At 71.1% G+C, this 14,777-nt stretch carries 10 protein-coding genes; 2 read left to right on the top strand and 8 right to left on the bottom strand.

All coding sequences use genetic code 11. The features are described from left to right. Positions 1 to 8: 8 nt before the first annotated feature. From JIW86_RS30210 to JIW86_RS30185, 6 genes are all read right to left on the bottom strand, one after another. Positions 9 to 518 (bottom strand): hypothetical protein, encoded by a 510-nt coding sequence (locus JIW86_RS30210; RefSeq protein ID WP_257556940.1) that lies wholly within the window; start codon positions 516 to 518, stop codon positions 9 to 11. Then, positions 503 to 1,621 carry a ParA family protein gene (locus JIW86_RS30205; protein WP_215144610.1) on the bottom strand — a complete coding sequence of 373 codons (1,119 nt, stop codon included), beginning with the start codon at positions 1,619 to 1,621 and terminating at the stop codon, positions 503 to 505. Before JIW86_RS30205 ends, JIW86_RS30210 begins: the two co-directional genes overlap by 16 nt. A 368-nt stretch (positions 1,622 to 1,989) precedes the next feature. Next, complete coding sequence (gene ald, locus JIW86_RS30200) at positions 1,990 to 3,105, bottom strand: alanine dehydrogenase (protein WP_215144608.1); 1,116 nt, start codon at positions 3,103 to 3,105, stop codon at positions 1,990 to 1,992. Positions 3,106 to 3,257: 152 nt separating this feature from the next. After that, positions 3,258 to 5,231: a tetratricopeptide repeat protein gene (locus tag JIW86_RS30195; RefSeq protein WP_257556939.1), complete on the bottom strand. Its 1,974-nt coding sequence runs from the start codon at positions 5,229 to 5,231 to the stop codon at positions 3,258 to 3,260. Between the two features lie 196 nt (positions 5,232 to 5,427). After that, positions 5,428 to 6,063 carry an NUDIX domain-containing protein gene (locus tag JIW86_RS30190; protein WP_257559493.1) on the bottom strand — a complete coding sequence of 212 codons (636 nt, stop codon included), beginning with the start codon at positions 6,061 to 6,063 and terminating at the stop codon, positions 5,428 to 5,430. 91 nt (positions 6,064 to 6,154) lie between these two features. Further along, positions 6,155 to 7,792, bottom strand: coding sequence for a CTP synthase (locus JIW86_RS30185; RefSeq protein WP_257556938.1), 1,638 nt, complete (start codon positions 7,790 to 7,792; stop codon positions 6,155 to 6,157). 506 nt (positions 7,793 to 8,298) lie between these two features. Between JIW86_RS30185 and JIW86_RS30180 the strand changes: the two genes are divergently transcribed. Further along, entirely contained in the window at positions 8,299 to 10,104 is a 1,806-nt protein-coding gene (locus JIW86_RS30180; protein WP_215144603.1) for a glycoside hydrolase family 15 protein, read from the top strand. A 102-nt stretch (positions 10,105 to 10,206) separates the two neighbouring features. Further along, complete coding sequence (locus JIW86_RS30175) at positions 10,207 to 11,589, top strand: FAD-binding oxidoreductase (protein ID WP_257556937.1); 1,383 nt, start codon at positions 10,207 to 10,209, stop codon at positions 11,587 to 11,589. A 3-nt stretch (positions 11,590 to 11,592) separates the two neighbouring features. On the opposite strand, the gene JIW86_RS30170 is transcribed toward JIW86_RS30175, so the two are convergent. Together JIW86_RS30170 and JIW86_RS30165 are read right to left on the bottom strand one after the other, a co-directional pair. Continuing rightward, positions 11,593 to 13,218, bottom strand: a complete 1,626-nt coding sequence (locus JIW86_RS30170; protein WP_257556936.1) for a flavin monoamine oxidase family protein — start codon at positions 13,216 to 13,218, stop codon at positions 11,593 to 11,595. An 11-nt stretch (positions 13,219 to 13,229) separates the two neighbouring features. After that, complete coding sequence (locus JIW86_RS30165; protein ID WP_257556935.1) at positions 13,230 to 14,768, bottom strand: APC family permease; 1,539 nt, start codon at positions 14,766 to 14,768, stop codon at positions 13,230 to 13,232. Positions 14,769 to 14,777 lie beyond the last annotated feature (9 nt).

Here is a 14,777-nt window from a genome sequence, read left to right as displayed (position 1 = left end):
CAGGCCGGTCAGCGGCCGCGCAGGCGCCGTACGAGGATGCTCGCGTCCCCGCGGGATTCGAGATCGGCGAGGACGACCGCCACCGCCTCGCGGACGATGCGGCCCCGGTCGACCGCCAGCCCGTGCTCCCCGCGCAGCACCAGCCGCGCGTGTTCCAGGTCCATGAGCTCCTCGGCGGAGACGTAGACCGTGATCTTCTCGTCGTGCCGCTCGCGCCCGCTGGGCCGGCGGTTCGCGCCCCGGCCCTGGCCCTTGCCGCGCCCGCCCGGCCCGGAGGCCGCGGAGGCTCCGTTGACAGAACCTTCCTGCGACCGCCGGGGTGCGCCCACCACGGGTTCCGTGCCGGCCTCGGCCTCCCGGCTCCGGCCCTCCCCCGCCGCGCCCTCGGCCGAGGAGGCCGCGTGCTCGGCGGCGGGCGCCTCGTCGGCGCCCCGCCTCGGCGAGGAGGACTGGAGCGCCATCCCGCCGGTCGTACGGAACAGTTCGTCGGCTCCGGGCAGACTCACTCGGCGTGACACCGGGCGAGCACCTCCCTGGCCAGCTGGCGGTAGGCGGCGGCGCCGACGGAGTTGGAGGCGTACGTCGTGATCGGCTCACCGGCGACCGTGGTCTCCGGGAAGCGCACCGTCCGGCCGATGACCGTGTGGTAGACGTGGTCGTCGAAGGCCTCGACGACGCGCGCCAGCACCTCGCGGCTGTGCACCGTACGGGAGTCGTACATCGTGGCGAGGATGCCGTCGAGCTCCAGCTCGGGGTTGAGCCGCTCCTGCACCTTCTCGATGGTCTCGGTCAGCAGCGCCACGCCGCGCAGTGCGAAGAACTCGCACTCCAGCGGGACGATGACCTTGTGAGCCGCCGTCAGGGCGTTCACGGTCAGCAGACCGAGCGAGGGCTGACAGTCGATCACGATGTAGTCGTAGTCGGCCATCAGGGGCTTCAGGGCCCGCTGCAGGGTGGACTCGCGCGCGACCTCGCTGACCAACTGCACTTCGGCAGCGGACAGGTCGATGTTGCTCGGCAGCAGGTCCATGTTGGGGACCGCGGTCTTGAGCAGCACCTCGTCGGCCGACATGCCCCGCTCCATGAGCAGGTTGTAGACCGTCAGGTCGAGTTCCATCGGGTTCACGCCGAGACCCACGGACAGCGCGCCCTGCGGGTCGAAGTCGACGAGCAGCACGCGGCGCCCGTACTCGGCGAGCGCGGCACCCAGGTTGATGGTCGACGTGGTCTTGCCCACGCCGCCCTTCTGGTTGCACATCGCGATGATCTTCGCGGGACCGTGGTCGGTCAGCGGACCCGGGATGGGGAAGTACGGGAGCGGGCGTCCGGTCGGGCCGATCCGCTCACGGCGCTGACGGGCAGCGTCGGGGGCGAGGGTGGCCGCGTACTCGGGGTCCGGTTCGTACTCCGCGTCGGGGTCGTAGAAGTGCCCCTCGGGCACATTGTCGTAGTCGGCGAAACCAGTGGGCTTGTCGCCGCTCCGGTCGCCGGCCCTGGAGTTCACGTCTAGGCCGTCCATGCTCTTTTGGGGCGTCGTCATGTGCTGGTGGTTTGCGAAGGTGCGGACTGCGACGGAGCCGACAGCCTCGAGCCCGGTGGGGTTCTGACCCCGCTCCGGCACGCCTGCTCGACCACCCCCAGGAGCAAATGTCGACTCATTCACAAGTCGTCTTACCTCCTCGGACGTGACCAGGACACTTATCGATAGGTCAGCGTGGCACCATGCCGACGGTTGGCGACTCTATGGCGTGTCACCGCCCAGCGGCAACACAATCCGCCGGACCCGGCACGATGTGTCGGCAACCGAACACCACTCTGTCAAGGGCGCACGAGCTGTCGCCGCGAAGTTTCGCGGGTGTGCGAAAGGGTTAAAGGGTTACGTTCGAGGCGAGTTGAAGGGGTCTTCGGCGCACCCCGCAAACGCGTCCGGCCGGACCTTGCGGGCAAGGTCCGGCCGGATACGTGAGATTGACGTCAGTCGTTGACGCTTCAGCCGAGCAGCGTGCTCAGCTCGAGGGTCTCGAGGCCGTGGGCCTCGGCGACCGGACCGTAAACGACCTGGCCGTCATGGGTGTTGAGGCCCAGGCCGAGCGCGGGGTCACGACGCAGCGCCTCGACCCAGCCGAGGTTCGCGAGCTGCACGATGTAGGGCAGCGTGGCGTTGGTCAGCGCGTAGGTGGAGGTGTTCGGCACCGCGCCCGGCATGTTGGCGACGCAGTAGAAGACCGAGTTGTGGACCTGGAAGGTCGGCTCGGCGTGAGTGGTCGGACGGGAGTCCTCGAAGCAGCCGCCCTGGTCGATCGCGATGTCGACAAGGACACTTCCGGGCTTCATCTTGGCGACGAGCTCGTTGGTGACCAGCTTCGGGGCCTTCGCACCCGGGATCAGCACCGCGCCGATGACGAGGTCGGCCTCGACGACGGCCTTCTCCAGCTCGAAGGCGTTGGAGACGATCGTCTTGATCTTCGTGCCGAAGATCTTGTCGGCCTCGCGGAGCTTGTTGATGTCGCGGTCCAGCAGGGTCACGTGGAAGCCCATGCCGATGGCGATCTGCGCGGCGTTCCAGCCGGAGACGCCGCCGCCGATGACCACGCACTCGCCGGCGTGGGTGCCGGGGACGCCGCCGGGGAGCACGCCACGGCCGCCGGCCGAGCGCATCAGGTGGTAGGCGCCGACCTGCGGGGCCAGGCGGCCCGCGACCTCGGACATCGGGGCGAGCAGCGGGAGCGCGCGGTTGGCGAGCTCGACCGTCTCGTACGCGATGGCGGTGGTGCCGGACTCCAGCAGGGCGTCCGTGCACTCGCGGGAGGCCGCCAGGTGCAGGTAGGTGAAGAGGGTCTGGTCCTTGCGGAGGCGGTGGTACTCCTCCGCGATGGGCTCCTTGACCTTCAGCAGCAGGTCCGCGGTCGCCCAGACCTCGTCGGCGGTGCCGAGGATCTCGGCGCCGGCCGAGACGTACTCGGCGTCCGTGATCGAGGAGCCGACACCGGCGTTCTGCTCGACGAAGACCTGGTGGCCGTTACGGACGAGCTCGTGGACACCGGCGGGGGTGATGGCCACGCGGAACTCGTTGTTCTTGACCTCGCGGGGGATGCCGACCTTCATCGTCGATCACGGTCCTTGGCTCAGGGGATTTTTCGGGGCACTTCCATACATACCCGCCCACAAGAACGCGCAACGGGATGCACCACGGGATGACGTGGTGAACCCAGTTTAATGAAGGATGAACTCGTGTCTAGCCTTGCAAACAAATAATCTCAGTCGGAATCACTACGGATTTCGCAGGCTGCTGGGTCGTCTCCCAGCAATCTGTCGGCCGCGGACCGGTGCAGCCGGGCGGCCGCGGGGTCCCCCAGCCGGTCGAGCGTGTCGGCCAGCCGGACCTGGAGCGCGGCCTGCAGCCGCTGGTCCCCGGCGCGGCGCGCCAGCTCCACCGCCTCCCGGCAGGTGTGCAGCGATTCCTCGGGGCGGCCGGCGTACTCCTGGACCCGGGCCATCTCGCTCAACGCCTTTGCCTGGCCGGGCACATCGGCCAGCCGCCGGTAGCCCGCGGCGGCGGCCCGCCAGCTGCGCTGCGCGTCCCCGTACCGGCCCGCGTACGTGTGTACGTTTCCGAGTCGCCCGTACAGCCGGGCCTCGTCCGCGCGCTCCCCCCGCGCGAGGGCCTGGGCGAGTGCCCGGCCGAACCAGTCGGAGGCCCGGTGCCAGTCCGCCAGCTCCAGGTACGCGCCCCCTACGGATTCCATCGCGCGGCCGGTCGCGTACGGATCGTTCGCCGCCCGTCCGGCGTCCAGCGCGGCCCGGTAGCGGTCGAGCGCCTCCTGGGTCCGGCCGGTCTCGGCGTCCAGGTCGGCCAGGTTCAGCAGTGCGGCGGCCTGCTCCCGGTGCAGGCCGCGCCGCTCGGCCACGTCCAGGACCAGCCGGTGCAGCCCGTACAGCTCGGGGGCGGCCTCGGCGGTGCCGCGGTGCTCCGCCAGGGCTCGTACGAGGGCGGCGATCAGGCGGCGGGCCAGGGTGTCCAGCTCCCCGTCGGCCACGGCCAGGGAGGTGGCGGCCGAGAGCGCGGGCAGCCGGGTGTCCAGCCAGGTGGCGGCGGCCCGCCGGTCGGGGAAGCGCAGGGCGCGCGGCACCCCCTCCAGCTTCTCCCGCAGGCCGACCCCGTCATCCTCGTCCGGTTCGGCCATGGCCCGGCAGGAGTGCAGCAGCCGTACGGTGCGCTCCAGCATCCGGGCCCGGGCGAGCTGGACCTCGGCGGGGCGCTCCCTGGCCTCGAGCAGGGCCTGGAGCAGGGGGGCGAGGCAGCCGGGCAGCTGGAGCAGGCCGTCGTGGGCATGGTGCAGCAGGCCCAGCCCGGCGAAGTCGTCCAGCGTGGACTGGGCCGCAGCCACCGAGCAGCCGGCCAGGGCGGAGGCGGAGTGCGAGTCGACGATCCCGGCGGGGGCCAGCGGCAGCAGCCGCAGGGTCCGCTGGGCGGGCTGCGGCAAGGACTCGTAGACGAGCCGGAAGCCGCGGGCCAGCGCGCCGCCGACGCCGGCGGGCATGTCGTGCAGCTGCTTGGCCACGTCGGCGACCGAGGCCTTGGGGTGGGCGGCGAGCCAGCCGCCGACGAGGGCGAGCGCGGCGGGCTGGCCGCCGCACTCCTCGGCGAGGGCTTCGGCGGCGCGCGGGTCGGCGGTGACGCGGGTGTCCCCGATGCGCTGCGCGAGCATCTCCACGGCGGAGGGCGTGTCGAGTCCCCCCAGGGTGCAGGGCCGCACGTCGGGAATGCCGGTGAGCGGTCCTTCGGCGGTGACCACGACGAGGCACTCGGGGGTGTCCGGCAGCAGGGCGTCGACCTGGTGCGGATCGGCGGCGTCGTCGACCAGGATCACCACGCGGCGCCCGTCGAGCGCGGTGCGCAGGGCCGAGCTGAGCTCGTCCTCGCCGGCACCGGGCGGGGTGGCCTGTCCCAGCCCTTCCAGCAGGCCCCTGAGGGCCCGCTCGGTGGCCACGGTCTGCCCGCCGGAGGCGGTGAGCCGGGTCCGGAGCACCCCGTCGGGGTACTGCTCGGCGACCTCTCGCACGAACGCCTCGGCGAGCGCGGTCCGCCCGGACCCCGGCCGTCCGGCGACCAGCAGCACACGCGCGCGGGGTGCCTTGGCCTTGCGGCCCGAGAGGGTGTCGAGCCCGGTCCGTGCGATGTCCTCGCGCAGCTCCTTGAGCTCACGCCGCCGCCCGACGAAATCCGTCACGGATCCGCTCCTCTCCCTGCCTTCGGATTGCGAGCGTAGTTCACGCAGAGCGACGACCCGGGTGGAGCGCGGCGGACAAATCCCCCAATCGGATCAGCAGATGGTCCTCTTTTTCACGCGCCGCTCCCGCGGATCGCCCCTGGCAGGCCTTTCCGGCTCCGCGCCGCAGCGCCGGACTCCGTCCCACCCCGGACGGCTACGCCTCGTACGGACGGGCCGGCCACGGGGCCTGGGGCGGGCGGAGGGCATCGACACCGCCCTCGGAGCCAAGGGCGGCGGACAGCGCCAGCACCCCGGACACCAGACCCGGGTTGCCGAGCCGGCCCGCCAGGACCCCGGCGACCAGTTCCGCGAGGGGAACGCGCGCGATCTCCATGTCCGCCTCCTCGTCGGAGACCTCGTACCGCTCACCCTCCGCCTCCGACAGGGACCGCGCGAGGAAGACCCGGACCGCCTCGTCCGACCCGCCCGGCGAGGAGAAGAAGTCGACGAGGACCCGCCAGTCCTCCGCCTTGACGTGCGCCTCCTCGTACAGCTCCCGCTGGGCCGCGTGCAGCGGGTTCTCCCCCACCACGTCCAGCAGCCCGGCTGGCAGCTCCCACAGCCGGTGCCGCACCGGGTGGCGGAACTGCTTCAGGACCAGCACCCGCTGCTCCTCGTCCAGTGCCAGCACGCACACCGACCCGGGGTGCGCCTGGTAGTCGCGGCGCACCACCGCCCGGTCCGGCATCCGCACCTGATCCGAACGGACCGCCGTCTTCGCGCCCTGGAACGGGGTTCGCGACGCGATGACCTCCCACGACTCCGGTGTGTCCACGATGTCGTTGCCCATGGCCATGGCCAGCTACCTTCCCGAGAACGCGACAGCCGGGGCACGATCCGTGCCCCGGCTGTCTACGTTATGCGGTCAGGCTGTCAGGCCGTCACTTCGCGGACTGCTGCCGCTCCACGGCCGCCTTGACCAGGCCCGCGAACAGCGGGTGCGGGCGCGTCGGGCGGGACCGGAGCTCCGGGTGGGCCTGGGTGGCCACCAGGTAGGGGTGCACCTCGCGCGGGTACTCGACGTACTCGACGAGCTTGTTGTCCGGGGAGGTGCCGGAGAAGACGAGGCCCGCCTTCTTCTCCAGCTCGCCGCGGTAGGCGTTGTTGACCTCGTAGCGGTGACGGTGGCGCTCGTCGACGTACGCCTGGTCGCCGTAGACCTCGCGCACGATGGAGCCCTCGGCGAGCTTCGCCGGGTACATGCCGAGCCGCATGGTGCCGCCCAGGTCGCCCGCGCCCTCGACGAAGGCCAGCTGCTCCTCCATGGTCGAGATGACCGGGTGCGGGGTGGAGGCGTCGAACTCGGTGGAGTTGGCGTCCTCGATCCCCGCGAGGTTGCGCGCGGCCTCGATGACCACGCACTGCAGACCCAGGCACAGGCCGAGCAGCGGGATCTTGTTCTCGCGGGCGTAGGTGATCGCGCCGACCTTGCCGTTGACACCGCGGTCGCCGAAGCCGCCGGGCACGCAGATCGCGTCCACGTCGCCGAGCACCTCCGCGGCGCCGGCCGGGGTCCGGCAGTCGTCGGAGGTGACCCACTTGATCTGGACGCGGGCCTTGTTGGCGAAGCCGCCGGCGCGCAGCGCCTCGGTCACCGACAGGTAGGCGTCCGGCAGGTCGATGTACTTGCCGACGAGCGCGACCTTGACCTCGTGGTCGGGGTTGTGGACCCGGTCCAGCAGGTCCTCCCAGACCGTCCAGTCCACGTCGCGGAACGGCAGGTCGAGCTTGCGCACGACATACGCGTCCAGGCCCTCGGTGTGCAGCACCTTCGGGATGTCGTAGATCGACTTGGCGTCGATCGCCGCGACCACGGCGGCCTCGTCCACGTCGCACATCAGCGAGATCTTGCGCTTGATGGAGGTGGGGACGTCACGGTCGGCGCGCAGCACGATCGCGTCGGGCTGGATGCCGATGTTGCGCAGGGCCGCGACCGAGTGCTGGGTCGGCTTGGTCTTCAGCTCGCCGGAGGGGCCGATGTAGGGCAGCAGCGAGATGTGCACGACGAAGACGTTGTCGCGGCCGACCTCGTGGCGGACCTGGCGGACGGTCTCCAGGAACGGCAGCGACTCGATGTCGCCGACGGTGCCGCCGACCTCGGTGATGACGACGTCGACGTCCTCGGTCGCCATGCGGCGGATGCGGTGCTTGATCTCGTTGGTGATGTGCGGGATGACCTGCACGGTGTCACCGAGGTACTCGCCGCGCCGCTCCTTGGCGATGACCTGCGAGTAGACCTGGCCGGTGGTGACGTTGGCCGAACCGTCGAGGTCCACGTCGAGGAAACGCTCGTAGTGGCCGATGTCCAGGTCCGTCTCGGCGCCGTCGTTGGTGACGAACACCTCGCCGTGCTGGAACGGGTTCATCGTGCCCGGGTCGACGTTCAGGTACGGGTCGAGCTTCTGCATCGTGACCCGCAGGCCGCGCGCCTTCAGCAGCGCACCCAGGCTGGAGGCCGTCAGGCCCTTGCCGAGGGACGAAGCGACACCCCCGGTGACGAAGATGTGCTTGGTCGTCATGGCTGTGCTGTTTCGAAAAGCAGCGGGCGGCGTCGCCAAGAGGGGGCTCCCGTGGTCGCGAGGTGAGGTGCGTCCGGCGCCGGCCACCGTCGATCCGGAAGGGTCTCAGGGGGCGCCGAAGCTGCGGTTTCGGGGCTCCTGATTCGCACAGGCAGACCACCGGTCCACGGGGTACCAGCCTATCAGCGCCCGGGCCCGTCTGCCTCCGGCCACGCGGTGCGGGGGTCCGGTCCGGGGGCGCGGGAGGGGCGGCGGAGCGACGTACCGGCAGGTCACCCGTTTGGCCCAGCCGCATTCTTCCGCGGCTTAAGGGGATCACTAGGGTGCCGTCATATCCTGCTCGGATATTGCACACATCGCCGCCGAGCAGTCCGTCACACGGCCGCACCGAGCCGACATACGGAATCATGGGCTCAACGCGGAGATCCCCACCCACAGGAGACCGCGCAACCGCGCAATGCAAGCGCCCTTCGGGGCGGACGTGGCCGTTCGACTGGAGATGCAACGTGTCCGGGCGCATCGAGGATTACGCACTGATCGGGGACATGCAGACCGCGGCGTTGGTCTGCCGGGACGGGGCAGTGGACTGGTTGTGTCTGCCACGTTTCGACTCCCATGCCGTGTTCGCGAGCATTCTCGGCACCGAGGACCACGGGTTCTGGCGGATCGGCCCGGCGTTCCCGGCCGGCTCCGAGGCCCCGCGTGCCACGCGACGCCGCTACCGCGGCGACTCGCTGGTGCTCGAGTCCGAGTGGGAGACGCCGCGCGGGACCGTCCGCGTGATCGACTTCATGCCGCCCCGCGAGGATCACGCTCCCCAGCTGATCCGCATCGTCGAGGGCGTCAGCGGGCGCGTGAAGATGCGCTCCGCACTGCGCATGCGGTTCAGCTACGGGCGGGTCGTGCCCTGGGTGCACAAGGTCGACGGGCGCACGGTCGCCGTCGCCGGCCCCGACTCCGTGTGGCTGGACACCGAGGCGCAGACGTACGGCAAGGACCTGACCACGTACTCCGACTTCACCGTCGGGCCGGGCGACCGGATGGCCTTCAGCATCAGCTGGGAGCGTTCGCACCGCGGCGCGCCCGAGGCCCCGGACGCCGAGGCGGCCCTCGACTCCACCGCCGAGTTCTGGCGCGAGTGGGTCGAGCAGTGCACGTACCACGGGCCCTACCGGGAGGCGGTGGTCCGCTCCCTGATCACCCTCAAGGCCCTCACCTACGGCCCCACCGGCGGGATCGTCGCCGCGCCGACCACCTCCCTGCCGGAGGAGATCGGCGGGGTCCGCAACTGGGACTACCGCTACACCTGGCTGCGGGACGCCGCCATCACGCTCTCCTCGCTGCTGCGCACCGGCTACCGCGAGGAGGCCCGCGCCTGGCGCGAGTGGCTGCTGCGCGCGGTGGCCGGCGACCCGGAGAACCTGCAGATCATGTACGGGATCGCGGGCGAGCGGGAGCTCGGCGAGACCGAGCTGGACTGGCTGCCGGGCTACGAGAACTCCCGCCCGGTCCGCGTCGGCAACGGCGCCGCCGGGCAGCTCCAGCTCGACGTCTACGGCGAGGTCACCGAGGCCCTGCACCTGGGCCACATGACCGGCCTGGCCCGCAGCGACTACGCCTCGCTGCTCCAGCTCAAGCTGATCCGCTACCTGGAGACCCACTGGGACCAGCCGGACGAGGGCATCTGGGAGGTGCGCGGCCCGCGCCGCCACTTCGTGCACTCGAAGGTGATGGCCTGGGTGGCCGTGGACCGCACGATCAAGCTGATCGAGAGCGGGGACGCGGACGGTCCGCTGGAGCGCTGGCGCGAGCTGCGCGACGAGATCCACCAGGACGTGTGCGAGAAGGGCTACGACAAGGAGCGCAACACCTTCACCCAGTCGTACGGGTCGAAGGAGCTGGACGCCTCCCTGCTGCTGATCCCGCAGATGGGCTTCCTGCCGCCGGACGACAAGCGGGTCATCGGCACCATCGAGGCGATCCAGCGCGAGCTGTCCACGCCCGACGGTTTCATCCTGCGCTACCCGACGGCGGGCGAGGAGGCCGGCGTGGACGGCCTGGAGGGCGACGAGGGGGCCTTCCTGGCGTGCTCGTTCTGGATGGCCGACGACCTGGCGATGATCGGGCGGGTGGACGAGGCGCGCCGGCTGTTCGAGAGGCTGCTGTCGCTGCGCAACGACCTCGGGCTGCTGGCGGAGGAGTGGGACCCGCGGCTCCAGCGCCAGGTCGGGAACTTCCCGCAGGCCTTCAGCCACGTTCCGCTGATCGACACGGCACTGCGGCTGACCGCGAGCGGGGCGTACGGGGGGTAGCGCCGGGCCGGGGCACGGACAGCGCTCTTCTCCCGCCGCGCCCCGGTGATCGCCTCCGCCTACCCTGGAAGGGTCCTATGCCCTTCTCGGAAGGGGGAGGCCATGGCGCCCCTGTCGAAGGCGGGCACGGCGCTCGCCGCGCTCCGCGAGGATCTGGCCGGTGACGTCTTCGCCCCGGACGATCCGGGCTACGACGAGGCCCGGACGATCTTCAACGCGATGATCGACCGCAGGCCCGCCGTCATCGCCCAGTGCGCGAGCGTCGCCGACGTGGTCACCGCCGTACGGTTCGCACGGGATCTGGACCTGAAGATCTCGGTGCGCGGCGGCGGGCACAGCGTCGCCGGGATGTCCCTCAACGACGCCGGCCTGGTCGTGGACCTGCGCCGGATGCACGAGGTGACGGTCCATCCGGCGGCAAGGGCGGCCCACATCGGGGGCGGGGCCACGATGAGCCACCTGGACCGGGCCTGCGAGCCGTACGGCCTGGCGACCACCGGTGGCCGAGCTTCCACGACCGGCGTCGGCGGCTTCGTGCTGGGCGGCGGCTCCGGCTGGCTGGACCGGAAGTTCGGGCTGGCGGTGGACAACCTGCTGGGCGCGGAGCTGGTCACCGCCGACGGCGAACTGCTCCAGGTGACCGCGGAGGACCATCCCGAGCTGTTCTGGGGGCTGCACGGCGGTGGCGGGAACTTCGGGATCGCCACCTCGCTGACGCTGCGGCTGCACGAACTGCCGGTCATGTCGATCGCGTTCGTGCTGTACCTGCCGGAGCGCGGGCCCGAGGTGGTCCGTACGTACCGGGACGTCATCGAGGCGGGACCGCCCGAGGCCAGCGGCGCCGCGCTCTACATGACGGGCCCGCCGGAGGAGTTCGTCCCGCCGCATCTGGTCGGCCTGCTGATGGCCGGCGTACTGCTGACGTACGCGGGGCCCGAGGAGGAGATGCGCAGGCTCGCCGCACCGCTGCTGGCGATCCCGCACGAGTCCGAGGTCGTCACGGTCATCCCGTACGCCGACCTGCAGTGCATGATCGACGATCCGCCGGGCATGCGGAACTACTGGTCGGCGGAGTACCTCACCGGGGTGCCGGACGAGTTCGTGGACGTGTTCTGCGCCCGCGCCGACTCGATGCCGGTGCCGACCGGCACCCAGCACCTGATCTGGCCGCAGGGCGGCGCGATCGCCTCGGCCCCGGGCGACTACCCGGTGCCGTACCGGGACGCGGCCTGGGCGGTGCACCCGTTCGGGATCTGGGAGGACGCGGCCGACGACGACCGGGTCCGCCAGTGGGTCAAGGACGTCCGCGCCGATGTCCAGCCGTGGAGCACCGGCGCGGTCTACCTCAACTTCACCGGGGACGAGGGCTCGGACCGGGTGGTCGCGGGCCTCGGCCCCGAGAACATGCAGCGGCTGGGCGCGCTGAAGCGGCAATACGACCCGGACAACGTCTTCCGCTTCAACCACAACATCCGGCCCGCCTGAGGCTCATGTGAGGGCGGCGATCACCTCGCGCGCCGCGCGCTCGCCCTCGGTGGCGCCGCCCTCCATGAACCCCTGGAAGTCGTAGCTGCAGTGCTCGCCGCCGATGTGGATGTTGCCCTGCGCGGTGCCCTCGTACTTGGCGTAGCGGTGCAGGTAGCCGGTGGGCCAGTACGAGTAGGCGCCCAGGGCGTACGGGTTGCGGTGCCACGCGGAGAGCTGGGCCCGCCCGTTCCAGACCGCCTTGGTGCCCGGGAAGAAGGAGTCGACGCCGGTCAGCACGCGGCCCGCGAGGTCGCGCACGTACGGGTCGGCCTCGGTGGCGAAGGGGGTCGCGGGGGTGAGCGCCCCGGCCAGGGTGCCGCCGCCGTACTGGAGCAGGATCCCGCCTGTGCCGGGCTGCACCTTGGTGGTGTCCCAGGTCTGCTGGACGTCGGAGTCCGTGAAGCAGTCGCCGGCCGAGACGCCCGGCCAGGGTCCCGTACCGCGCCAGGGGCGGGCGGTGAACTGCATGTTGAGCTTGGTGCAGTAGCCCATGCGGGCGTCCCTCAGCAGATTGCGCATGAGCGGGTCGAAGCCCGCCCCGGAGGTGTCGATGCGCTGGAGGATGGGAAGCGGCAGGCACAGGACGGTGTGGTCGGCGATGACGGTCCGGGTCGCGCCCGAGTCGTCGAAGGTGAGGGTCTGGGTGCCGTCGGCGTTGGCGCGTACGGCGAGCAGCTCGCGGCCCATCACCAGGGTGCCGGCGGGCAGCGCGGCGGCGATGGCGTTCGGCAGCCGGTCGTTGCCTCCGGTGATGTGGTAGCGCTCGTTGGACAGGCCCCAGACGTTGAAGTTGCCGGGGTTGGGCTGATAGCCCATCAGGAGGACCAGGGCGAGGGCGGACTGCCGGTCGGTGTCGGCCCCGTACTCGACGTTGTAGGCCACGTCGATGAAGCGGCCCAGCTGGGAGCCGTGGCCGCCGGGGACCCGGGTCTCGATCCACTCGTACAGGGTCATGTTGTCGAGGGCGGTGCCGGTGGGAGTGGTGGTGTTCCAGGTGACCTCGCCGGCTTCCTGGAGGTCGCGGCGCAGCGCCTGGTAGACGGCCTTGAAGTCCTCGTCGGCCTGGGTTCGGGAGTAGTACTCGCCGTTGAACCAGAGGACTTCCTCCGCCCCGTTGGGGCCGCCGCCGAGGAAGTCCTCGGTGGGCAGGCCGAAGCGGCGGCACAGTTCCAGGATCTTCTTGTGGCTGGTGTCGATCAGCTCGCCGCCGATCTCCGAGGTCTGGCCGTACGCCCAGTGGTCGCGTTGGGTCCACATGCGCCCGCCGACCCGGCCGGGGTTGGCCTCGTACAGGGTGCAGGGGACTCCGGCGTCCCGGAGGGTGAGGGCGGCGGTCAGGCCGGAGATGCCCGCGCCGACCACGGCGACCCGGGCGGGGCCCACGGGCTTCTTGGCGGGAGCCGGCTCGACGGCGTAGGCGGTCCCGGACGAGGCGAGGGCGGTCCCGAGGCCGAGCGCGGCGGCCCGGCCGAGGAGTTCGCGGCGGGTGGAGCCGCGGACCTCGGCGACGGGCAGGCCGAGGCTGCGGGCGGCGGCGTGCTCGGCCGCGAGTCGGCGCAGGGCGTGCATCAGGGGCGTACGGGCCATGGCTGCGCTCCTCAGACGTTCGCGGCGGCGGTGGAGGGGGACGGGACGTCGGGACGCTCGGCCGCGTCCTCCAGGACGATCCGGCCGATGATCTCGTAGCGCTCGGGGGCCTTCGCCTTGAGCCAGAAGCCGAGGCCGAGACCGCCGAGGAAGACTCCGCCGACGATCCACGGGATCAGCGTGAAGAAGAGGGAACCGGCTGCGGCCCCCGCCGCGGTCTCCATGTTGAGGACCAGCAGGACGACGACGGCGGTCATGCCGAGACCGCCGAGCAGCGGAGCGGTCAGGGTCGTGAACCAGTGCCGGTCCTCGGGGTGGTTCTTGCGGAAGTACCCGATGACGGCGAACGAGCAGAGCGTCTGGACGATCAGGATCGCCATGGTGCCGAGGATCGCGAGCAGCGTGTACAGGTGCAGGTACGGGTCCTGCCCGGTGAGCCAGAACCCGGCGACGAGGGCGGTGGCGATGGCGGTCTGCACCACCGAGGCCACGTACGGGGATCCGTGCCTGGCGTGGGTGCGGCCGAGCTTCGGGGAGAGGAAGCCCTCGCGGCCGATGGCGTAGAGGTAGCGGGCGGCGCACTGGTGGAAGGCCATGCCGCAGGCGAAGGAGCCGGTGAGCAGCAGCCATTGGAAGGCGTCGACGGCCCAGGCGCCGATGAAGGTCTGGGTGGGGGCGAAGAACAGGTCGAGGGGGCTGGTGGAGGCGGACAGTTCCACGGACTTGGCGAGGCCGTTGCCCGCGATGGTCATCCAGGAGACGTAGATGTAGAAGAGGCCGACACCGACGACGGAGATCAGGGTGGCCTTGGGGATGACCCGCTTGGGGTCGCGGGACTCCTCGCCGTACATGGCGGTGGACTCGAAGCCGACCCAGGACCAGAAGGCGAAGAAGAGCCCGAGTCCGGCGGACGTTCCGGTGAAGGCGTTCTTCGGGTTGACGGGCTCCAGCGGGATCCCGTCCGGTCCGCCCCCGGCGACCAGGACGGCGGTGGCGACGGCGAACAGCACGGCGATCTCGGCGAGGAGCATCACGCCGAGGGCCTTGGCGGTGAGGTTGATGTCGAAGTGGGCGAGGGCGGCGGTGACGGCGAGCATGGCGGCCGCGTAGAGCACCCACGGCAGGTCGACGCCGAGCTGGTCGTGGACGGTGGTCTTCGCGAAGTAGGAGAAGACCCCGACGATCGAGGCCTCGAAGACGATGTAGGCGAGGACGGCGAGCATCCCGGAGGCCATGCCGGCGATGCGGCCGAGGCCGTGCGAGATGTACCCGTAGAAGGCGCCCGCGGCGGTGATCCGCTTGGCCATCGCCACGTAGCCGACCGCGAAGACCGTGAGCACGAGCGTCGCGAAGAGGTATCCGGCCGGGGCTCCGACGCCGTTGCCGAAGCCGACCGCGATGGGGAGGTTGCCGGTCATGGCGGTGATCGGCGCGGCGGTGGCCACCGCCATGAACACGACGCCGACGAGCCCGACCGAGTTGGCCTTCAGCCGCTGGATCTGTGGAGCCGCGGGGGTCTGCGGCGACCCGCCCGTGTTGTCTCTGCTCATGGCGCCCTC

The sequence above is a fragment of the Streptomyces sp. NBC_00162 genome (genome assembly GCF_024611995.1).
GTDB lineage: Bacteria > Actinomycetota > Actinomycetes > Streptomycetales > Streptomycetaceae > Streptomyces.
Note: the sequence above shows the minus strand (reverse complement) of the source record. Positions and strands in the feature narration are given on the sequence as shown.